The sequence below is a fragment of the Kribbella sp. NPDC002412 genome (genome assembly GCF_053592935.1).
The window spans coordinates 11,893-31,719 of the sequence record NZ_JBSFBL010000054.1 but is presented as its reverse complement, the minus strand read 5'-3'; the positions used below and the strand labels follow the sequence as shown (position 1 = coordinate 31,719).

The following is a 19,827-nucleotide window of genomic DNA, read 5'->3' as shown; positions in this document are numbered from 1 at the left end:
GTGTGCCCTATGGAGCAGATCGCCTACTTCTGGGAGCCGGACGACGCCGAGGCGGTGGCGGAGCGGCTGCACGGTGCCGTCCGGCGGGGCCACTTCCACGGTGAGGACGACGACGAGGACCACCCGTGGATCGTCGTACTCCAGGATCCCGATCAGGCCGTGCTGGACGAGCTCCTCACCCAACACGACGGCTGGCTGGAGACGCCTGACGAGCAGTCGGCGGCCCCGACGCCCTTGCCGACAGCTCCAAAGCGCTTCAAGAAGCCCTGAGCACGCACCCCGGCCGACGCCCCGTCGGTACGCCGTGCCGCAGCACCGGATCGCCCGCCACGAGGACATGCTCGATCCCGGCCGACAGCTGCCACGGATCGTCGTACGTCGACCGGTCGGCAACCTCAGCCGGGTCGAGTACGACGAGGTCCGCCACAGCACCCGGTCGCACCACGCCCCGGTCGTCGAGGCCCAGCCTGGACGCCGGTAGCGAGGTCATCCGGCGGACTGCCTCGGGCAACGTGAGGACGCCCTGGTCGCGGGTGTACCGGCCGAGGACCCGCGGGAACGTTCCGAAGTTGCGGGGGTGCGGATGCCCGGATCCGGAGCCGGCAAGGACCCAGCCGTCGCTCGCCACGCTGGTGCACGGATGCCGCAGGACCGTCACGACGTCGTCCTCGCTCATCGCGTGGTTCACCACGCTGACCGCGGCCTGGTGGTGCTCGAGCACGCGGAGGACCGCCTCGGCCGCGTCCACGTCGTCGCGGCGAGCGATCTCGGCGACGCTGAGGCCACGGCACTCCTCGTAGCGCCCGGGCGGCAGGGACGCGATCACGACAGCTTGCGGGTCGAACAGGTCGGCGGTCCGCAGATCCCTAGCGATCCGCTCTCGCTCGGTCGGGTCCTTCAACCGGGCCAGCAGCGATGCGGTGCCATCGGCCAGGGCCCAACTGGGGAGCCGGGTCGTGAGGGTCGTGCTCGAGGCGGTGTACGGGTACGCGTCCCAGCCGAGGTCGAGGCCGTCGGCGCGGGCTTGGTCGAGGCGTTCGAGCGCGGCGGTCACGAGGCCGTGGTTGGGTGCACCGACGGCCTTCAGGTGGGAGACCTCCAACCGGGCGCCACCGGCCCGGGCGGCCGCGATCGCCTCGTCCAGCGCGTCGATCAGCTGAGCGCCTTCGTTGCGGATGTGGGTCGAGTAGAGCAGCCCGCACTCCCCCGCCGTCGCCACCAACGCCGCCACTTCCTCCGCGGCGGCGTAGGTCCCCGGCGCGTAGATCAGCCCGGTCGAGAACCCGACGGCTCCCTGGTCCGCGGCCTCCCGCAACAGCGCTTGCATCTGCCGCAGTTCGTCCGGCGACGGCGCTCGGTCGGCACCGCCCATGACCGCCAGCCGCAGCGAGCAGTGGCCGACCTGGAGCGCGATGTTCACCGCTGACTCCACCACGTCGGCGAACCCGCCGGTGTCCCGCCAGGACCAGTCGTGTTCGGGGGCGAGGAACGCCGTACCTGCCTTCAAGGACTCGAGATCCGTGATCGGGAACGGCGACCAGCCGCAGTTCCCGGTGACCAGGGTCGTGACGCCTTGGTGGAGCTGGGTGGTCGCGTCCGGCGCCGCCAGCACGGTGAAGTCCGCGTGCGAGTGCAGGTCGATGAACCCGGGCACGACCACGTTGCCCGTGGCATCGATCACCTCGACGTCGGCGACTTGTGTCTCCGGCGGTACGACGTCGACGATCCGCTCACCGTCGACGAGCACCGTTGCGGGTACGGCGTCAGTCCCGGTGCCGTCCAGGACCTGGCCGCCCGTGATCGCGATCAAGCCTTCACCTCGAGCGTCGCCACGGTGTGCGCGGCGATCAGGTCGGTGTCGACGTCATGCCCGAGACCAGTTGCCGTCGGCACCTGTACGACGCCCTGCTTGGCGATCACCGGTGGCGTGATCACGTCCTGGGCGTAGTACTTGTCCGAGGCGGACACGTCCGACGGGAGGCTGAAACCGGGCAGGCTGGAGATCGCCACGTTGGCGGCCCGGCCGATGCCGAACTCGTGCATGCCGCCGCACCAGACCGGGATGCGGGCCCGCTGCGCGCGGTCGTGCGCGGCGCGAGCGGCGGTCAGGCCGCCCATCCGCGACACCTTGATGTTCAGCACCCGCACGGCTTCCAGCGCGAGCGCCGTCTCCAGATCGGCGAGCGTCTCCACGCTTTCGTCCAGGCAGATCGGCGTCACCAGGTGCCGTTGCAGCCGGGCGTGGGCGAGCAGGTCGCGGGGCGCGAACGGTTGCTCGATCATGGTCAGCTCGTACTCGTCGAGCGCTCGCAGTGCGGCCACGTGCTCGGCCGACTCGGTGTAGATGCCGTTGGCATCGACATGCAGGTCCAGATCGGGGAAGTCGGCCCGAACCGCGCGGACGGGTTCGACGTCCCACCCCGGAGCGATCTTCAGCTTGATCCGTGGGTAGCCGGCCGCGACCTGACGCCGTACCTCGGTGAGCAGGTCGGCGATGGTCGGCTCGATGCCCAAGGACACCCCGGCCGTGACCTCGGTGCGCGTGCCACCGAGCGCCTGCGCGAGCGGGACGCCTTGCGCCGCGGACCAGAGCACCCAGGCGGCCACGTCCACACCGGCCTTGGCGAACTGATTGCCGCGGACCTTGGCCCACAACGGCGGCACGTCCTCCGGCCGCTTCCACGGCTTCCCGAGCACCGCCGGGAGCAAGTAGTGCTCGGCCAGGTGCCAGCAGGTCTCGACTGTCTCCGGCGCGTAGTACGGATCGGACGACGACGCGATCTCGCCCCAGCCGACCGCACCTGAACCGTCGATCAGCTCGACCAGGATGTGGTCGAGCATCGTCTTGCGGTGCGAACTGGTGCGGAACGCGTGCACCAGCGGCAACCGCACCCGGTGCAGCCGGGCCGTGGTGACGGTCAGCTCAGTTGACATACAGTCCCAACTCCGTGTTCAGCCGGTCGCGCTCGCCGAGTCGTCGGCGGGCGCCCTTCGCGCTGGCCGTGGTCAGGGTCGCCAGCACGTGCAGGACGGACGCGACGACTGTCGGCGAGTCGACGTACGACGCGCTGCCGGTCGCAACGTAGATGCACTGGTCCGCGATCTTCGCCAGCGGCGCGTCCTCGAAATCGGTCACCGCGACGAGCTCACCACCGGCCTCGACGAACGCGCGGGCCAGCTCGACCGTGTCGCGGCGATAGCGACGCAGCGAGAACGCCACCATGAGGTCGCTGGACCGGACATCGGACAGTACGTCGATAGCGCGCACCACCGTGCCGTCGATCAGCGTGACCTGGGACAGGCCGGCGCTGAGGTCGAAGGCGAGCAGCGACGCGTACGAGAACGACTTCGCCGAGCCGGCGATGAAGCGCCGGCGGGCCGCGACGATCCGGGCCGCCGCCTGGGCGATCGAGTCGTCGGCCAGGATCCGGTCCAGGGCCGCCTCGATCGACGCCCGCTCCTGCTCGACCACCCGGCGCTGCAGCAGCGTCGACGACCGCCGTTGCAGGCGGGCGTCGTACCGCTCGTGCGGACTGGCCAGCTCGCGGTTGCGCGCCTCGTCAGCTCCGGCCATCGTCCGCCGCCCCGAAGAGGTAGACCGCGGTCCCGCTCGGCAGCCGGCGGCAGGAGTCGGCCGCCAGCCCCTTGCCGAGCAGGTCCAGGAAACCTTGACGCACCCGCTCGGCGATCTCCGGCGTGACCGCAGCCGGATCGGACGGCAGGGCCAGCCACGGGCGGTCCCCAGCGCCGCCCAGGACTCCCCAGTCCGCCTCGGTCAGCTCCAGCTCGAGGTCGTCCTGTGCGCGCGGCCGCGCATGCAGGTCCCATTCGACGACCACCCGGTCGCCACCCGGTCCGTACATGTCCGGGGCGTACCAGCGGCCGCGGGCGCCGAGCACGTCGAGGTTGAAGTGGCCGTTGCGGATCTGGAACGGATCGTAGGTCCAGCGCATCCGGCTCAAGCCGTGGCTGAGCGCGACCTCGCGCTGAGCGTGCTTGAGCAGGCGGCCCAGGCCGTGGCCCTGCTGGTCGGCGGCGACCACGGCCGACTGCGAGTAGTGGTAGAAGCCGCGTCGGTCGGTGCCGCAGAAGCCGTAGGCGAAGGCGACGAGCCGATCGTCCTCGTCGAGGACGCCGACGACCGAGCCGCCGTTGCTGACCAGGGCGCCGAGGAGTCGCGGGTTCAGCGCGTACTCGGGGTCCTGGTAGCCGAAGACCGCGCGGTACAGCGCGGCCGCCTCCGCGAACCGCTCTGCGGTGGTGAGCGTGACGGGCCGGAACGCCACTACGGTCTCCTCAAAGATATGAAACGGATCTTGATGCCGTCTTGAGTAAATCCCTCACAGACAGAGGCAGTCAATCGGTGACCGAATGATGATACGTTGACTATCCATGAGGATCATCGACCGCCTGCGCGAGTACGTCGAGCATGAGACCCCGACCGGGGCGGCAGACGCCCTGAATGCCTTCGCCGACCGCCTCCTGGATCGGTACGGCGACCTCGGCGGCACCGCCCGGCGCGTGCCGGCAGCGACCGGCGACCACGTCGTCGCCGACTTCCCCGGCCACGGTCCACGCGCCGGTGAAGCACCGCTGCTGTTCCTCGGGCACCACGACACGGTCTGGCCGATCGGAAGGCTGGAGCAGATGCCGTGGCGCGAGCAGGACGGCGTGATCCACGGGCCCGGCGTGTTCGACATGAAGGGCGGCCTCGTGGTCCTGGAGACCGCGCTCGAGCAGGTCGCCGGCCACGACCACCGCCCGGTCCGGGTGATCGTGACGGCCGACGAGGAGGTCGGTTCACCGTCGGCCCGCGAGCTGGTCACCGCCGAGTCGGCCGGCGTGGTCGCAGCGCTCGGCCTCGAACCGCCGCATCCCAACGGCGACGTGAAGACGTCCCGCCGCGGCAGCAGCCGGGTCCGGATCGAGGTCACCGGCCGCGAAGCGCACGCGGCCCTCGACCCGGGCCGCGGCGTCTCGGCGATCGACGAGCTCGTCGACCAGCTGATCGTCGTCCGGGCCTTGGTCGCCCGGTACGGCGACGTGTTGTGCAACGTCGGCACGATCACGGGTGGCGGCCGGACGAACGTCGTACCAGGTCAGGCGTCGGCCGAGCTCGGGTTCCGGTTCGTCGATCCGGAGACCGAGCGTGCGGTGCTCGATGCCGTGACCGGACTCCAGCCGGTACGGCGGGACGCCGTACTGACCGTGTCTGTGATGTCGAACCGGCCGGCCTGGCAGCCGTCAGCAGCCGTGAACGAGCTGCTGGCTCAGGTCGCCGAGGCCGGCCGATCGGTTGGTCAGGAAGTCGGCGGGAAGGCGGCTTCGGGTGCGGCCGACACCAACCTGACCGGGTGGCTGGGGGTGCCGACGCTCGACGGCTTCGGCCCGCGTGGGAAGGGCGCCCACGCGAGCCACGAGCAGGTGATCGCGGCGAGCCTGGCCGAACGGGCCGACCTGGTCGCCGCGATCATCAGGACGATCTAGAGATCCCGCTGAGCTAGCGCGGGTAGACCTCCTTGACCGTGCCGGCCGAGCCGCCGCCCCGTCGGGTCGGCTCGGCCGCCGCCAGGATCGCTCCGCCGGGCAGGAACTCCAGGGCCGCGACCGCACCGATCTCGGCGGCCGAGGTGAACGCGTCGCCGGACGGGACGAGGACGTGACCGTACGGCTTGAGCACGGCGTCGTACGCGGTGATGAACGGCGGCTCAGCCGTCACGTTGGCGGTGTTGCGCTGCGAGGCCCGCGGCGCGGCGATCGCCTGGGGCAGCGTCATGCCGCGGTCGAGCCGGTTGGTCAGCGTCTGCAGGACCGTGGTGATGATGGTCGAACCACCTGGCGAGCCGAGCGCCAGGAACGGCTTGCCGCCGCGCAGCACGATCGTCGGCGACATCGACGACCGCGGCCGCTTCCCGGCCTCGATGCGGTTCGGGTCGTTGACATTCGGTACGGCGGAGAAGTCGGTCAGCTCGTTGTTCAGCAGGAAGCCGCGGCCCGGGACGGTGATGCCGCTACCGCCGGTCTGCTCGATCGTCAGCGTGTAGGAGACGACATTGCCCCACTTGTCCGCGGCGACCAGGTGCGTCGTCGACAGTCCCTCGGTGTCCGGCCGGTCGGTGACGGTGGTTGCCGGCGCACAGGGCTCGTAGTCGCCGTCGGGCGAGCCGGCCGCAACCGGCTTGACGGCCGCCTTGTCCGGGTCGATCAGGCAGGACCGCTCGGCGCCGAAGCCACGGGACAACAGTTCCTTGGTCGGCACGTCGACGTACGCCGGGTCGCCGACGTACGCACCGCGATCCGCGAACGCGAGCGCGGACGCCTCGAGGTAGGTGTGCAGCGCCTGCGGAGTCGTCATCTGCCGCAGGTGCTGCGGCGTGAGGATGTTGAGCGCCTCACCTACCGTCGTGCCACCAGAGGACGACGGCGCCATCCCGTAGACGTCCAGACCGTCGTACCGGACCTTGGTCGGCGCCCGGTCGATCGTGTCGTACGCCGCCAGATCGGCGGTGGTGAGCTTGCCGGGGAAGACCGGCAGCGTCGCGGTCGCGGTCTTCGGCGGGTTCTGCGCGGTCGCCGCCATCTCCGCCGCGAGCGGGCCGTTGTAGAACGCGGACGGGCCCTTCTTCCCGATCAGCCGGTAGGTGTCGGCGAGGTCCGGGTTCTTGAACACCGAGCCGACCACCGGCGCGTCGCCGTTCGGCAGGAACAGCTCGGCCGTCGGCACGATCTGGGCGAACCGGGCCTTGTTGTCGAGCGTCTGGCCGCGGAACGTCGCGTCCACCACGAAACCGCGGTCGGCCAGGTCCGCGGCCGGCTTCAGGGCCTTGCCCAGCGACAGCGAACCCCACTGCTTCAGCGCCGAGTCCCACGTCGCCAGCGTCCCCGGCACGCCGACCGACAGGCCGGACGTCACCAGCTGCGCGAAGGGGTACGGCGCGCCGGTCGCCGGGTCGACGAACGAGTCGATCCTCATCCCGGCCGGGGCGGTCTCGCGACCGTCGATCGTGGAGACCTTGCGCTTCTTGGCGTTGTAGTAGACGAAGTACCCGCCACCGCCGATGCCGGCGGAGTACGGCTCGGTCACGCCGAGCGCGGCCGCGGTGGCCACTGCGGCGTCGACCGCGTTGCCGCCCCGGCGCAGGACGTCCAGCCCGACCTTCGTGGCCTCCGGGTCGACCGAGGACACGGCTCCGCCGAACCCGATCGAGGTCGGCGTCTTCACCGGCGGCTGCGGTGGACGTGCGGCCGCCGTACCGGCGGTCAGGACGGACAGGACAAGCGCACCAGCAGACAGGGATGCGACCAGCTTCTTCGGTGTCACCGGATCTCCCGCAGGCGTCGACGTACTAGGGACAAGCCCCTGCCTATCCCGAAGTCGGCGGTTGTGCCAGTTCTGGCGCGGCTAGTTGGCGCTAGTTGACGGTGCAGGAGGCCATGAAGCGTTGCAGGGTCGCGTCGTTCCAGGTTGCGTTGCCGGCCGGGAGCTCGACCAGGAGCCAGCGGTCGGCGAGCTTGACCTGGCCGCTGAGGCGGCCGTTCAGTGTGCCGATGTGGAAGGTCTTGCCGTCCGCGTCGACGACCCGGACGTCGGTCAGGCTGCGCGCCTGCGCGGCCGCCTGCAGCACGACCTTGGTGGCGACGTCCGAGGTCCGCACCGCCGTCGCGGACAGCACCACGCGATTCGGTGGGATCGGCGTCTCCGGCGTCCAGCCCTTCGGGGTGAGCGTGCAGCCGATCGTGTTCCACGGCTGCTGGTTCGCGACCAGCTCGACCATCGGGCCGGCGTACGTCGAGACCGACTCCTCCCCCTGGGCGATCATCGGCGACGGTGTCGCGGTCTCGCTCGCGGCCGCGGTCTGCTCGGTCTCGCCGGTCGCGACCTGGGAGCCGCCGTTGTTCCACCACTTCACCTGGTTGCCGACCGCGAGCACGGCGGCCGACACCGCGGCGACGCACAGGACACCGGTCACCCGGCGGCGCCGCTTGATCCGGCGCAGCGCGCGCCGGCCGCGGGCGACATCCGCGTCGATGTCGGCAGGCGGGAGCCCGTCCGCCGCCTGATCGGCGAACCCCTCCAGCAGTTTCTTGACCTCGTCCACTTCTAGCTACTCCCCGTCGCCGGATCCGATTCCTCACTCATCAGATCCTTCAGTCTCTTCAACGCCTTCGCTGTCTGGCTCTTCACGGTGCCCTCGGTGCAGTCCAGGATCCGCGCGCAGCTCGCCACGTCGAGATCCTGGAAGTACCGCAGCACGAGGACCGCGCGCTGCCGCGGCGCCAGCTCCAGCAGGGCCCGCCGCACCGCGACGGTGTCCACCGGGTCCACCTCGTCGGTGAACCGCGGCTCGAACGTCTCCGCGGTCACCAGCTCCGGGTGGCGCCCGGCCCGGCGGCGCTCGTCCAGGAACGCGTTGACCAGGATGCGGTGCGCGTACGGCCCGGCGCCCTCGTGGCGGATCCGGTGCCAGTGCACGTACACCCGGGTACAGGCGGTCTGGACCAGGTCCTCCGCGGTGTGCACGTCTCCCGCGGTGAGCAGCAGTGCCGTCCTCATCAGTCGGGTTCGGTCCGCGAGCAGGTACTCGCGGAACTCCGCCTCACGGTCACCCCCTCGCATGCCCTGTGCTTTCCTGCACCCCGACTACGTCACCGATCCCCCGTCGGTTGCCTTCGGCTATCACTCTTCGTGCCTTCTCCACCAGATCGGGGTCGTCGTACTGCAGCCAAGTGATGCGTTGGTCCTTACGGAACCACGAGTCCTGCCGCCGCGCGAACCGGCGGGTGGCCTGCGCGGTCCGCTCCCGGGCCTCGGGTTCACTGATCTCACCGTCGAGCAACGCGATCACCTGCGAGTAGCCGAGGGCCCGGTTGGCGGTCTTCCCCTCAAGCAAACCCTTGTTCAGCAGATCTCGCACCTCGTCCACGAATCCCGCGTCGAACATCCGGTCCACCCGCCGCCCGATCCGCTCGTCCAGCACCGGCCGCGGCACGTCGAGACCGAGCTGCACCGCGCCGGGATAGACGTAGCGGTGCTCGGGCAGCGTCGCGACGTACGGCCCGCCGGTGATCTCGATGACCTCCAGCGCCCGGACGATCCGCCGCCCGTTGCTCGGCAGGATCTGCGCGGCCGCCGCCGGGTCGATCTCGGCGAGCTTCTGGTGCAGCGCTCCGGACCCCACCTGCGCGAGCTCGTCCTCCAGCCGTTCCCGGACCGCAGCGTCGGTGCCGGGGAAGACGAAGTCGTCCAGGATCGCCCGCACGTACAGCGCCGACCCGCCGGTCAGCACCGGCACGACCTGCCGCCCGATGCAGTCGTCGATCGCCGCGCGAGCCAGCTGCTGGAACTCGGCCACGGTCGCTGTCTCGGTCACGTCGAGGATGTCCAGCAGATGATGCGGTACGCCGTCGCGCTCCGCCGTACTGATCTTCGCCGTACCGATGTCCATGCCGCGGTAGACCTGCATCGCGTCGGCGTTGACCACCTCACCGCGCCGGCTCTCGCCCAGGTTTTGGCCCAGGTTTTTGCACAGGGCAACGGACAGGTCGGACTTGCCGGCCGCGGTGGGACCGACGACCGCGACGACGAGTGGTTCGGCCATCACTCCAGTCTGGCAGCACCGCGGTGAAGACTGCGCCAAGAGGGTGCCGCCGGTCTTGTGGATGACCCGGGATCTTGGATAGGAACACTGCAGATCGCAATACTGATTACGGGAGGAACGAACACAGTGACGAATCCGATCGAAGAAGGCTCCGACCAGGCGAAGGAAGCCGTGGACCTCGGGGGCGACAGCCCGGAGCTCGACGCGCTGAAGGCCAGCGGGGGTGACATCGAGGTCAGCGGCGACGGGGGCGAGGGCGACTCCGGCGGCGACATCGAGTCGGGCGGCGACATCGAGTCCGGTGGCGACATCGAGGGCTCCGGAGTCTGACAAGCACAGCGGAGATCCCACAGTTCCGGCGTTGCAGATGCGAAGATCACCGCTAGCTGTCTGTAAGCATTCAACTACGCAGGAATGGGAGCCCCGCAGATGGGCATCTTCGACAAGTTCAAGGGCAAGGCCGAGGACCTGAAGGACAAGGCCGGCGACCTGGTCGACCAGCACGGCGACAAGGTGGGCCAGGGCCTGGACAAGGCCGGCGACTTGATCGACGAGAAGACGGGCGGCAAGTACGGGGACAAGATCGACCAGGGCGTCGACAAGGCCAAACAAGGCCTGGACAACCTCGACGGCCAGAACGACGACATCCCCGACACCAACCGCCCCGCCTGAGCTGTACCGGAGGGCCGCAAGAGAACCCCTTGCGGCCCTCCACCATGAAAGGACACGCCTACGGCGCGGCAGTTCTATCGGCCGCCTCCCGCAGTCCCGGTCCAGCCGCATCGGCGCGAACAACCTGGCAGCTGGTGAAGATCCGAGAGCACGCGCGAACTGCGAGGGTCGGAACAAACGCAGTCGCTCCCGTGCCCTACCCAGGTTGGAGACTCAGTCTCTAGACCACCAGGCACCCGCGGCCCGACGGAGAAGTGCCAGCTCCCCCGGCAGCATGCTGGAGAGGCTCGACCGGATGTGGAGAGGAGCTGGGCATGGGCGGGTCGGCTGGTTCGCCGATGGGGAAGACTTATCTGTCCACGGCGGTGACGGAGGACGGTAATCCCAAGCAGTTGGTCTCGGAGACACGCGTGCGGCTGGGGTTCGAGGAAGTGCCCAACCCGAACCAAGAGGGTCCGCGCGTGTACGACGTACTGCGGGCGTACGCCGGTTGCAACTGGATCGGTGCGTCCGCCGCGGCGGGTGAGTTGCTGGCCGGCGGCAAGCTGCGGATCGACGGATTCGAACTCACCCAGATCGGCGGCGAACCGCCCCTCCTGGCCCAGGACGATTGGCTGTGCGAGTTCCTGATGCGCCAACCCAACTGGCACCTGGACGGTGACCACCTCACCCTCACCTCAGCTGGTACGACGGTCACGCTGCTGGACAGGAAGGTCGCCGAACCCGACTTCCCGCTCGATGGGACCAGATGGAAGCTCGTCACGACCATCACGAACGGCGACCTGTTCCGCTACCACCATCGCGCCGAGGAGGCGTGGCTCACTTTCGACGGCGAGCGCCTGACCGGCTCGACCGGATGCAACGAAGTCTCCGGCACCATCACCCGTACCGGAAACGAGCTGACCTTCACCAGCGTCGTCGCCACCGACCGCGCGTGCACAGGGGAAACTGCCGAGGTCGAGACCGCGATCCTGACCACCCTCAGGACCAGAGTCGCCTACACCATCGATCACGACCGCCTAACCCTGATGACCCCAACCGGCATCGGCCTCGACCTCACCGCCGGCCCCTGAGGCAGAAAATCGACGGCAGCTCGAGATCCGCGTCTGCGCTTGTCAGCCGGCGTCTTCGGGGGTGCCGTATTCGTCGTGGCGGCGCCACCACTGGTACGGCGGTTCCTGAGGATAGCCCTCGGGTGAGTCTTCCCACTCCTCTTGGCGGCCGAGCGGGGTGATGTCGAGCAGGCTCCAGACGTTGCCGGTCTGTTCCGCCGAGCGCGCGTTCGTGAAGTAGGTGCGGTAGACCTCGTCGCCGTCGCGGATGAAGACGTTGAGGGCGAAGTACTCGTCGACGCCGAAGTCCTTCGAGAAGTCGTCCTGCGTCGTGTACCAGGGCACACCGTCCCAGCCCATGCGGGCGCGGTAGCGCTTGATGTCGGGCTGCGGAGCGGCGGAGACCATCACGAACGTGACGTCGCGGGCGTTCAGGTGTGCGAGGTGGCCGAGGTTGTCGGTGAACATCGCACAGCCGCTGCAGCCGCCCGCGGGCCAGTCAGCGACCCCGGGCTCGAAGAAGTGCCGGTAGATGATCAACTGGCGGCGTCCCTCGAAGAGGTCGGGCAGCCTCACCTTTCCGTCCGGCCCCTCGAAGGTGTACTGCTTCTCGACCCGGACCCACGGCAGCCGGCGGCGCTCGGCGGCCAGCGCGTCCTTCGCGCGAGTGTGCTCCTTCTCCTTGCGCAGAAGCTCTTCGCGGGCCGCGTTCCACTCCTCGGCCGACACGACAGGTGGCGTTTTCACGGAATCGCTCCTTTCGCTCCGAGCTGCTCCGGCTTGTCCGGAGGCGGGCAGCGCGAGTCGTCGACGTGGACGTCGTACTGCGCGGCCAGTACGAGCCTCATCGACCGCAGATCAGCTGAGCGCGCGGCCGCGCTGCGATCGATCGCCCGGTTTCCGTGCCGCAGGCCCCGTAAACTCGCCCCTCTCAGCTCACGGCGGCACGGGATCTGTGATTTGCCGGCGTCGGACATACTCGCGCAGCCCACTCGTTCAGCGGGATCAGCGCTCGGTTCCGGTGAGTGTGTAGAGCTCGAGGGTGATTCTCGGATCGTTCAAGTGGTTGATGGCCTGGATCAGCGTGTCGGCGTGTTCATGGTTGCGGTTGACCAGGAACCGCACCCGGTTCGCGCGATAGTCGACGCCGCCACTGATACCCGAGACACCTGCCCAGGCAGTCTGATGCTCGAGGAGCCGGGCGGCGACTTCCGTCAGCTCCAGGGCGGAGTACTGAACCTGCACGAACATCACGCGCAACCAAGTCGGGCTCGTGACCAGCAGGAGGAGTCGCGCCTGCTGAAGGGCATCCTCCGTCGTCATCTGGATCGTCAGCGTTGACGTCGATGCGTCCCACAGCATGCCCCCGTCGTACGCCTGCAGATGCTTCAGCGCGGCGCGAACCCGATCCCGCTCCTCCGAGTACCTGGCATCGCCCGTCACATCCAACGGCAGCGACCACTCCCGCTCGCCGGTCCCCTTGTCGTCTGCAGCCCCCACAACTGGATGCTAGGCATGAACCAGCAGCTCACGGTAGGGCCTTGGACAGCGAGGCCGCCGTCGTCTGGCCAGCGTGATCCGCCCTGATCTCGAAGCCGAGCGGCGCTCCGTCCCCGTCCGTTCGGCCAGGGATGTCGAGAATCCATCGTTATCTGCCGGGCTGGTCCATAGCCTTTGCTGACTCGGTCCAGGGCCCGGTGCGCCGACGGCTCAGGGGTGCCGGTCGAGGAACGTGGTGAGCTCCATGACGTACTCCGGGCGGTTGTCGCGGCGGACCGAATGGCCGGCGTTGGCGATGTGTGCCGCCTGGAAGTCGCCGGCCGCCGCTCGGGCACAGCTCTCCGCGTACTCGGTGGAGATCAGCGAGCCGCGTTCAGTGTCCCCATGGATCAGCAGTACCGGGCACGTGATCTCGGTCAGCAGGTCGGTCAGCGGGGCCGCTTGCTGAAACGGCAGCTCGAACAGATGCGGGTTGAGTTGCGCCTTCGACACAGCCCAGGGCTCGAGCTCGTCCTCGGGCCAGGCGGGCTGGTCGGATCGGCCCCGCGCGATCCGTGCCGGCAGGTCAAGTGCTCGGAGGTCCGCGAGCCATCCCGGTTCGGACCACGGTTCGTCGGGCTGGTTGCCAGACGGCTCACCAGTCGGCGGGTCCTCCAGCACAACCGCCCGAACCAGGTCCGGCCTCGACGCAGCCAGGTAGGCGGCCGCCATCGCACCCATCGAATGGCCGACCACGACCACCCCGCCGTCACGGGGCTGGCTCGACAGCACAAGGGCGGCATCGTCGCGGTGTGCCGCATAGCGCAAAGGTTCGTCTGGAAGCCCGGACTCGCCGTGCCCGCGCGCATCAATCGCGAGCGCCCGAATCCCAGGCATCGCGCCGATCAGCGGATCCCAGCACTGCGCAGAGTCGGAGAACCCGTGCAGGAAGGCCACCTCGGCCGCCGCCTCATCGGTCCGGTACCACGCCAGATGGCCCGTCCTACCTCGCACGCCGAACATGCTTGCGGACAATAGCGCAAACCCGCGCACGCTCAGCCTCTAGGTCAGGCGGCTGAGCATCTCCTCGGCGTGGGCCTTGGCGCCGGCGTGACGTGATGCCGGCGAGTCTCGACAGCGCCTGGCGCGTTGCTGTTGGATCGGGTGGTTTGACCAGTCGCACCGATGGTGCGACCTGCCGACAGATGGAGCGCTCAGTGCCGACGACCGACTACGACGACTTCGCCGAGGCGTACTCCGCGGACAACGAGGTCAATCTGCTCAACGGCCACTACGAACGCCCGGCGATGCTGAGCCTTGCTGGTGACGTGGCCGGCCGTCGCATCCTCGACGCCGGCTGTGGCTCCGGTCCGCTGACAGCGGCGCTCCGTGACAGGGGCGCGATCATGACCGGCTTCGACCTGAGCCCGGCAATGATCGAACTGGCCCGCCGAAGGCTGGGCGAGGACGCCGACCTGACCGTCGCCGACCTGGCCAAGCCGCTCCCGTACGCCGACACCGCATTCGATGACGTGGTGGCCTCCCTCGTCCTGCACTATCTGGAGGACTGGACCGAGCCGCTCGCAGAGCTCCGCCGGGTGCTGAAGCCGGGCGGGCGCCTCATCCTGTCGGTGAACCACCCGATCCTCTACACGGCGTTGAACCCCGATGCCTACTACTTCGACGTCGCCGCGTTCTCGTACGACGCCGAGCACGCCGGCCGCACGGTCGTCTACACGAACTGGCACCGGCCACTTCAGTCGATGACCGACGCCTTCACGGCGGCAGGCTTCCGAATCTCGGTCGTCAGCGAGCCGCCGATCTCCCCGGACACGCCGAGCGAACTCCGTCCGCAGGATCTGAAGCACCCGGCGAGGTTCATCAGCTTCATCTTCTTCGTCCTCGAGGCGTGCTGACTCGACATCCAGCCGGCTGACGTGGCCTACGTCGACCGACGGAGTAGTCGCATCTACTCGAGGTTCTGTTCTTCCAGCTGGTACGACGTGGCTGGGCTACCGGACGTTGGAGGATCCGCTGGTCCATGCGCGCTCGAGCGATGGGCGGCCGCGCGAACAGTTCGCGCTGCGCCGATGCGCCGATAGAACAGCCGCCGCGAAGCGACGACCGCTCTTCGTCGGTCCGGGTCCACGCCCATCCGCCAACCACCCGGGCACGGATCAACAGTCCGCGCCGCGCCGGAGGCGCCGACAAGACTGCCGCCGCGAAGCGGCGACCGCTCCCCCGCCGGCCCGGGTCCGCAGCACATCGCGCCTCACGCGCGGCCGCGTCCACGGTTCGCGGTGCGCCGCAAGAACTGCCGCCGTGGAGCGGTGTCCTCTGGCTGCGTGATGGGGTGAGTCGGTGGGGGTGGTTAGGGTCGGGGTATGGATCGGTTTCGGGTGGTGCCGGCGGCTTATGTGGTGTTGCGGCGGGGGGATCAGGTGTTGATGTTGCTGCGGGCCAACACCGGATACATGGATGGGTACTGGGCGGTGCCGGCGGGGCATGTGGAGAAGGACGAGTCGGTGTTCGAGGCGGCGATTCGGGAGGCTCGGGAAGAGGTTGGGGTGGAGATCGAGCCGGGGGATCTGGTGCCGGTGACTGCGATGCATCGGACCGGGGGCAACGGGGAGTGGATCGACGAGCGGGTGGACTTCTTCTTCACGGTGTCGAAGTGGCGGGGTGAGCCGCGCTTGATGGAGCCGGGGAAGGCTGATGGGCTGGACTGGTTTGCGCTGGACAAGCTGCCCGATCCGGTGGTGCCGCATGAGGCGCGGGTGCTGGCTGGGTTGTACGGCGGTGGGCTGCCTGCGGTGATCGCTCAGGGCTTCTGACCCTGCAGATCCACACCTGTGCCTACAGGTGGCGCCACGAACCGCAGGTCCCGCCGGTTGGCTGGGTTGGGCGGTGCATCCAATCAGCTGAGTTCACCATGCGTCGGGTGGGGCGTGGGGAACGTTTGGCTGGGGTTTACCTGGGGTGGGGCTTAACCGTTTTAGAGTTCGCTGCTGGGTCAGCGAACTTGGAGGCGGGATGGACGACGGGACCAGTCGGCGCAGGGTGTTGCAGGCGGGGGTGCTTGGGGCGGGGGTGATGATCGCGCCCGGTCTGCTCGGCGCGGAGGAGGCCGCGGCGGCAACGAAGGCGGCAGGCCAAGCGGCGTCACAAGCGGCAGCGGGCCAAGGGGCCGACACCGATGATCCGCGGTTCACGGTGGCTGTGGTGCCGGATACGCAGTACTTGTTCGACCTGGATCGGGGGGACTCGGCGCCGTTGGTGGCGAGTTTCGAGTACCTGGTGGAACAGCGGCGGGACGAGAACATCGTGTTCGTCGCGCATCTCGGGGACGTGGTGGAGAACGCGCAGGCGTCCGAGTTCGCGCAGGCCGACCCGGTGTTCAAGGTTCTCGACCGGGCCTGGATGCCGTACTCCGTGCTGGCCGGCAACCACGACATCGACGCGTCCAAGGACGACACGCGCGGCGATTCGGCGTACCTGAAAACCTTCGGCCCGCAGCGGTTCAAGCGGATGGCGACGTACGGCGGATCCACGCAGAACGGGTACAACAGCTACCACGTGTTCCGCGCGGCCGGGCGGCAGTGGTTGCTGCTGGCAATGGACTGGCGGCCGTCGGACGCGAGTTTCGCCTGGGCCCGCGGGGTGATAGCGGCGCACCCGCGGATGCCGGTCATCCTGACCACACACGAGCTGGTCAACGCCGACCACGGCAACCCGGTCGCGTACTTCACCGCCCACGGCAACCGGGTCTGGGACCAGCTGATCGATGACAACGACCAGATCTTCCTCACCCTGAACGGGCACTTCTGGCCGCCCGGCCGGGTGGTCCGGAAGAATGCCGCCGGCAACGACGTGCACCTGCATCTGACCAACTACCAGGACCGGTACTACGGCGGGTCGGCGATGGTCCGGCTCTACCACTTCGACCTGGCCCGGAACACGATCGACGTGGAGACGATCGCGCCGTGGATCCTCGGCCAGGACCCGGCCCGGCGCAGTGAGCTGGCCGATGGCGAGATCGAGCTGACCGACGACACCAACCGGTTCAGTGTGCCGATCGACTTCGAGCAGCGGTTCGCCGGGTTCGCCCCGATCCCGGTGCGGCCGGCCCGGCCGGCGACGCAACTCGTGATCCCGGGCACAGCGGCGTACTGGAGGTTCGACGGGCCGCTCGCGGACACGGTGACCGACCACTCCGGCCAGGGCAACCACCTGACCAGAGTCCAGCTCGCAGGCGAGCCGCCACGCCCGTCGACCGAGTTCCACCCGGACCAGCCGGGTCACGCCAGCTGGTTGTTTGCCGGTGGCAAGCGGCCGGCTCGCGGAGGATATCTGCGTACGGCGGACAACGCGCCGCTCAACGCGATGACGTTCACCAAGGGCTACACGATCGAGGCGTTCGTGAAGCTCGCCGACGACGGCGCCGACCACGCGTGGGAGGGACTGCTGAGCCGGATGGGCACCGGCAAGGACGCGGGCAAGACCGGCAGCGACCCGTTGGAGCCGGTCGTCAACCTGGCGTTCTCCGGCGGTCGCCAACTGCAGTGGGCGGTGTACCCGGTCGACCGCAACGACACGTTCACCAACTGGGGCCACGAGCAGGTCGCCGGCCGGTGGTTCCACCTCGCAGTCGTCAACGACGGACAGCACTCCACTCTGTACGTCGACTCGTCGCCGCTACTCCGCAATCCGGCGACCCCGTCGAACGGGCTCGCGACCGCGGGCCAGCCGTGGCTGGTGGGCGCGAACCACTACGACAACGTGATCGAGCAGGCCTTCGCCGGGCACATCGGCGAGCTCAGGATCGTCACCCGCGCGCTCAAGCCGTCGCAGTTCCTCAACGCCTAAAGGTAGGAGCGGATCAGCTCTTCCTGCGCGGGCAGCAACGCCAACTCCTCCGGGGTGAGGGTGACGTTGCGCCCGCGTACGGCGAGGGCGCCGGGCAGACCCGGGGTCGGGTCGATGGAGTTGGCGAGGTAGGCGCCGAGCGCTTCGTGCAGGAGCGGTGTCAGGGCTTCGAACGAGGAGTCGAGCGCGACCTGGGCGAAGATGATCGCGGTCATCGCGACATCGAACGCGGCGGTGCCTTCCTCGGCGTTGCGCCAGTCGATGACGACCGGGCCGTCGGCGGTCGCGATCACGTTCAGCGGGTGCAGGTCACCGTGTACGACGACCAGACCCGGCGCACCGCTTGGGGCGGGGATCGCCTGCAGGCGGCGGTGCAGGTCGGCGTGGATCTCGCCTACCTGGGTGGCGGTGAGGTCGCCGGCGATCGCGGCGTCGCCGAGGGTCGGGCCGTCGAGGCGCTGCACGACCATGTCGGGCCCGTCGACCTCGCGGACGGCGGGCACCGGGTAGTCATACTGCGCGACGTGCCGCATGAAGTCGGCCTCGTCCCGCACCGGATGCCCGTTGCGGTAACGCCTCAACACCCAGGACTCGTCGAGGGCGTAAACGTCCGCATCCCGCCCAGCAGCAAACGGCTCGGCGTCAGGCGGGAGGAGGGCCGTCACCCGATCTGGCAGCCGCCGACGGCTGGCTCGAGGGGCTTGGCGCCAATCGTCGGCATGCCGAGCATCACACCGGGAGACGCCGGGCCCGCCGGGTTGTCCTGGGCGCGTTCCCAGGCGTCGCCGGCGCGGGTGCGGCGTACTGAGCCGAAGACGTCGGCGACCAGGTGGTGCGGGGCGCCGTACGTGACCTCGACCGTTGCCACGTCACCCGGTCGCGGCGCCTCGACGCCCTCGGGGAGCGCGAAGTGGACCAGCCGGTTGTCGCGCGCCCGCCCGCTCAGCCGGTGGGTCGCGGCGTCCTTGCGTCCCTCCCCCTCGGCCACGAGCACCTCGAGCGACCGCCCGACGATCTTCTTGTTCTCTTCCCAGGCCATGTCGTCCTGCAACGCGACCAGCCGCTCGTACCGCTCCTGTACGACGTCGCGCGGAACCTGGTCCGCCATCGACTCGGCCGGTGTCCCCGGACGCTTCGAGTACTGGAAGGTGAACGCACCCGCGAACCGCGCCTGCCGGACCACGTCGAGCGTGCCCTCGAAGTCCTCCTCGGTCTCCCCCGGGAACCCCACGATGATGTCGGTCGTGATCGCCGCGTCCGGCATCGCCGCCCGCACGTCCTCGATGATCTTGAGGTACCGGTCGCGCCGGTACGAGCGCCGCATCGCCTTCAGCACCCGGTCCGAGCCGGACTGCAGCGGCATGTGCAGCGAGGGCATCACGTTCGGCGTCTCGGCCATCGCCTCGATCACGTCGGCGGTGAAGTCGCGCGGGTGCGGCGAGGTGAACCGGACCCGCTCCAGCCCGTCGATCGTGCCGCAGGCGCGCAGCAGCTTGCCGAAGGCGTAGCGGTCGCCGAACTCGACGCCGTACGAGTTCACGTTCTGACCCAGCAGCGTCACCTCCAGCACGCCCTCGGCGACCAGCGCCTCGACCTCGGCCAGCACGTCGCCCGGGCGGCGGTCCTTCTCGCGGCCGCGCAGCGCCGGGACGATGCAGAACGTGCAGGTGTTGTTGCAGCCGACGCTGACCGACACCCAGGCCGAGTACGGCGACTCGCGCCGGGTCGGCAGCGTGGACGGGAACACCTCGAGCGACTCGAGGATCTCGACCTGCGACTCCTGCTGCACCCGGGCCCGCTCCAGCAGCACCGGCAGCGAACCGATGTTGTGCGTGCCGAAGACCACGTCGACCCACGGCGCCTTGCGAACGATCGACGCCTTGTCCTTCTGCGCCAGGCAGCCGCCGACCGCGATCTGCAGGTCGGGGTTGCGAGCCTTCACCGGCGCCAGGTGGCCGAGGTTGCCGTACAGCTTGTTGTCGGCGTTCTCCCGGACCGCGCAGGTGTTGAAGACGACCACGTCTGCCTGGTCACCCTCGGGCGCGCGGACATAGCCCGCGTCCTCCAGCAGGCCGCGCAGCCGCTCGGAGTCGTGGACGTTCATCTGGCACCCGTAGGTGCGGACCTCATAAGTACGCATGACAGCCACCAAGAGTACG

21 protein-coding genes are annotated in these 19,827 nt (G+C 69.2%); 8 read left to right on the top strand and 13 right to left on the bottom strand.

Translation table 11 applies throughout. The features are described from left to right. The first annotated feature begins 9 nt into the window (after positions 1 to 9). Positions 10 to 270, top strand: coding sequence for a hypothetical protein (locus ACWCOV_RS33220; RefSeq protein ID WP_449833305.1), 261 nt, complete (start codon positions 10 to 12; stop codon positions 268 to 270). On the opposite strand, the gene ACWCOV_RS33215 is transcribed toward ACWCOV_RS33220, so the two are convergent. Genes ACWCOV_RS33215 through ACWCOV_RS33200 form a run of 4 tightly spaced genes read right to left on the bottom strand, consistent with a single transcriptional unit; the run spans position 257 to position 4,286 of the window. Beyond that, positions 257 to 1,810, bottom strand: coding sequence for an N-acyl-D-amino-acid deacylase family protein (locus tag ACWCOV_RS33215; RefSeq protein ID WP_449833304.1), 1,554 nt, complete (start codon positions 1,808 to 1,810; stop codon positions 257 to 259). The two genes, ACWCOV_RS33220 and ACWCOV_RS33215, sit on opposite strands and share 14 nt — an antisense overlap. Beyond that, complete coding sequence (gene menC, locus ACWCOV_RS33210) at positions 1,807 to 2,934, bottom strand: o-succinylbenzoate synthase (protein WP_449833303.1); 1,128 nt, start codon at positions 2,932 to 2,934, stop codon at positions 1,807 to 1,809. Before menC ends, ACWCOV_RS33215 begins: the two co-directional genes overlap by 4 nt. Next, a complete protein-coding gene (locus tag ACWCOV_RS33205) occupies positions 2,924 to 3,574 on the bottom strand; it encodes a MurR/RpiR family transcriptional regulator (RefSeq protein ID WP_449833302.1) in 651 nt (216 codons plus the stop codon). The genes menC and ACWCOV_RS33205 overlap by 11 nt, the downstream gene beginning before the upstream one ends. Then, a complete protein-coding gene (locus tag ACWCOV_RS33200) occupies positions 3,561 to 4,286 on the bottom strand; it encodes a GNAT family N-acetyltransferase (RefSeq protein WP_449833301.1) in 726 nt (241 codons plus the stop codon). The genes ACWCOV_RS33205 and ACWCOV_RS33200 overlap by 14 nt, the downstream gene beginning before the upstream one ends. A gap of 106 nt (positions 4,287 to 4,392) precedes the next feature. Between ACWCOV_RS33200 and ACWCOV_RS33195 the strand changes: the two genes are divergently transcribed. Then, the gene (locus ACWCOV_RS33195; RefSeq protein WP_449833300.1) at positions 4,393 to 5,487 is read left to right on the top strand and encodes a M20/M25/M40 family metallo-hydrolase; all 1,095 of its coding nucleotides are present in this window, start codon (positions 4,393 to 4,395) and stop codon (positions 5,485 to 5,487) included. 13 nt (positions 5,488 to 5,500) lie between these two features. On the opposite strand, the gene ggt is transcribed toward ACWCOV_RS33195, so the two are convergent. The 4 genes from ggt to miaA form a co-directional block, all read right to left on the bottom strand. Beyond that, positions 5,501 to 7,321, bottom strand: coding sequence for a gamma-glutamyltransferase (gene ggt, locus ACWCOV_RS33190; RefSeq protein ID WP_449833299.1), 1,821 nt, complete (start codon positions 7,319 to 7,321; stop codon positions 5,501 to 5,503). Between the two features lie 91 nt (positions 7,322 to 7,412). Beyond that, positions 7,413 to 8,099 (bottom strand): hypothetical protein, encoded by a 687-nt coding sequence (locus ACWCOV_RS33185; protein ID WP_449833298.1) that lies wholly within the window; start codon positions 8,097 to 8,099, stop codon positions 7,413 to 7,415. Between the two features lie 2 nt (positions 8,100 to 8,101). Continuing rightward, positions 8,102 to 8,617: a SigE family RNA polymerase sigma factor gene (locus tag ACWCOV_RS33180; protein ID WP_449833297.1), complete on the bottom strand. Its 516-nt coding sequence runs from the start codon at positions 8,615 to 8,617 to the stop codon at positions 8,102 to 8,104. After that, positions 8,604 to 9,599: a tRNA (adenosine(37)-N6)-dimethylallyltransferase MiaA gene (gene miaA / locus ACWCOV_RS33175; protein ID WP_449833296.1), complete on the bottom strand. Its 996-nt coding sequence runs from the start codon at positions 9,597 to 9,599 to the stop codon at positions 8,604 to 8,606. The genes ACWCOV_RS33180 and miaA overlap by 14 nt, the downstream gene beginning before the upstream one ends. A gap of 126 nt (positions 9,600 to 9,725) precedes the next feature. Between miaA and ACWCOV_RS33170 the strand changes: the two genes are divergently transcribed. The 3 genes from ACWCOV_RS33170 to ACWCOV_RS33160 all read left to right on the top strand — a co-directional run bounded on the left by ACWCOV_RS33170 (position 9,726) and on the right by ACWCOV_RS33160 (position 11,344). Beyond that, positions 9,726 to 9,929 (top strand): hypothetical protein, encoded by a 204-nt coding sequence (locus ACWCOV_RS33170; protein ID WP_449833295.1) that lies wholly within the window; start codon positions 9,726 to 9,728, stop codon positions 9,927 to 9,929. 99 nt (positions 9,930 to 10,028) lie between these two features. Then, positions 10,029 to 10,271, top strand: a complete 243-nt coding sequence (locus ACWCOV_RS33165; protein WP_449833294.1) for an antitoxin — start codon at positions 10,029 to 10,031, stop codon at positions 10,269 to 10,271. A 338-nt stretch (positions 10,272 to 10,609) separates the two neighbouring features. Continuing rightward, entirely contained in the window at positions 10,610 to 11,344 is a 735-nt protein-coding gene (locus ACWCOV_RS33160) for an META domain-containing protein (protein ID WP_449833293.1), read from the top strand. Positions 11,345 to 11,386: 42 nt separating this feature from the next. Here ACWCOV_RS33160 and ACWCOV_RS33155 read toward each other — a convergent pair whose 3' ends face one another. The 3 genes from ACWCOV_RS33155 to ACWCOV_RS33145 all read right to left on the bottom strand — a co-directional run bounded on the left by ACWCOV_RS33155 (position 11,387) and on the right by ACWCOV_RS33145 (position 13,816). Continuing rightward, positions 11,387 to 12,070, bottom strand: a complete 684-nt coding sequence (locus ACWCOV_RS33155; RefSeq protein WP_449833292.1) for a DUF899 domain-containing protein — start codon at positions 12,068 to 12,070, stop codon at positions 11,387 to 11,389. Between the two features lie 258 nt (positions 12,071 to 12,328). After that, complete coding sequence (locus ACWCOV_RS33150; protein ID WP_449833291.1) at positions 12,329 to 12,823, bottom strand: hypothetical protein; 495 nt, start codon at positions 12,821 to 12,823, stop codon at positions 12,329 to 12,331. A 210-nt stretch (positions 12,824 to 13,033) separates the two neighbouring features. Next, on the bottom strand, positions 13,034 to 13,816 hold the full coding sequence (locus tag ACWCOV_RS33145; RefSeq protein ID WP_449833290.1) for an alpha/beta fold hydrolase: 783 nt from the start codon (positions 13,814 to 13,816) through the stop codon (positions 13,034 to 13,036). Positions 13,817 to 14,019: 203 nt separating this feature from the next. Here ACWCOV_RS33145 and ACWCOV_RS33140 point away from each other — a divergent pair, with 203 nt between their 5' ends. The 3 genes from ACWCOV_RS33140 to ACWCOV_RS33130 all read left to right on the top strand — a co-directional run bounded on the left by ACWCOV_RS33140 (position 14,020) and on the right by ACWCOV_RS33130 (position 17,668). Continuing rightward, positions 14,020 to 14,718 carry a class I SAM-dependent methyltransferase gene (locus ACWCOV_RS33140; protein ID WP_449833289.1) on the top strand — a complete coding sequence of 233 codons (699 nt, stop codon included), beginning with the start codon at positions 14,020 to 14,022 and terminating at the stop codon, positions 14,716 to 14,718. A gap of 468 nt (positions 14,719 to 15,186) precedes the next feature. Beyond that, positions 15,187 to 15,636: an NUDIX hydrolase gene (locus ACWCOV_RS33135; RefSeq protein WP_449833288.1), complete on the top strand. Its 450-nt coding sequence runs from the start codon at positions 15,187 to 15,189 to the stop codon at positions 15,634 to 15,636. Between the two features lie 199 nt (positions 15,637 to 15,835). Beyond that, positions 15,836 to 17,668 (top strand): LamG-like jellyroll fold domain-containing protein, encoded by a 1,833-nt coding sequence (locus ACWCOV_RS33130; RefSeq protein WP_449833287.1) that lies wholly within the window; start codon positions 15,836 to 15,838, stop codon positions 17,666 to 17,668. Here the strand turns inward: ACWCOV_RS33130 and ACWCOV_RS33125 are convergent. Both ACWCOV_RS33125 and miaB read right to left on the bottom strand, forming a co-directional pair. Then, positions 17,665 to 18,333, bottom strand: coding sequence for a phosphotransferase (locus tag ACWCOV_RS33125; protein WP_449833286.1), 669 nt, complete (start codon positions 18,331 to 18,333; stop codon positions 17,665 to 17,667). The genes ACWCOV_RS33130 and ACWCOV_RS33125 overlap by 4 nt on opposite strands. Then, on the bottom strand, positions 18,330 to 19,808 hold the full coding sequence (gene miaB / locus ACWCOV_RS33120; RefSeq protein WP_449833285.1) for a tRNA (N6-isopentenyl adenosine(37)-C2)-methylthiotransferase MiaB: 1,479 nt from the start codon (positions 19,806 to 19,808) through the stop codon (positions 18,330 to 18,332). The genes ACWCOV_RS33125 and miaB overlap by 4 nt, the downstream gene beginning before the upstream one ends. Positions 19,809 to 19,827 lie beyond the last annotated feature (19 nt).

What these genes read in the sequence shown, in the direction of transcription:
- ACWCOV_RS33220 (WP_449833305.1), top strand. Translation starts at nt 10, where the DNA reads ATGGAGCAGATCGCCTACTTCTGGGAGCCGGACGACGCCGAGGCGGTG.
- menC (WP_449833303.1), bottom strand. Translation starts at nt 2,934, where the DNA reads ATGTCAACTGAGCTGACCGTCACCACGGCCCGGCTGCACCGGGTGCGG.
- ACWCOV_RS33205 (WP_449833302.1), bottom strand. Translation starts at nt 3,574, where the DNA reads ATGGCCGGAGCTGACGAGGCGCGCAACCGCGAGCTGGCCAGTCCGCAC.
- ACWCOV_RS33195 (WP_449833300.1), top strand. Translation starts at nt 4,393, where the DNA reads ATGAGGATCATCGACCGCCTGCGCGAGTACGTCGAGCATGAGACCCCG.
- ACWCOV_RS33180 (WP_449833297.1), bottom strand. Translation starts at nt 8,617, where the DNA reads ATGCGAGGGGGTGACCGTGAGGCGGAGTTCCGCGAGTACCTGCTCGCG.
- miaA (WP_449833296.1), bottom strand. Translation starts at nt 9,599, where the DNA reads ATGGCCGAACCACTCGTCGTCGCGGTCGTCGGTCCCACCGCGGCCGGC.
- ACWCOV_RS33165 (WP_449833294.1), top strand. Translation starts at nt 10,029, where the DNA reads ATGGGCATCTTCGACAAGTTCAAGGGCAAGGCCGAGGACCTGAAGGAC.
- ACWCOV_RS33160 (WP_449833293.1), top strand. Translation starts at nt 10,610, where the DNA reads ATGGGGAAGACTTATCTGTCCACGGCGGTGACGGAGGACGGTAATCCC.
- ACWCOV_RS33135 (WP_449833288.1), top strand. Translation starts at nt 15,187, where the DNA reads ATGGATCGGTTTCGGGTGGTGCCGGCGGCTTATGTGGTGTTGCGGCGG.
- ACWCOV_RS33130 (WP_449833287.1), top strand. Translation starts at nt 15,836, where the DNA reads ATGGACGACGGGACCAGTCGGCGCAGGGTGTTGCAGGCGGGGGTGCTT.
- miaB (WP_449833285.1), bottom strand. Translation starts at nt 19,808, where the DNA reads ATGCGTACTTATGAGGTCCGCACCTACGGGTGCCAGATGAACGTCCAC.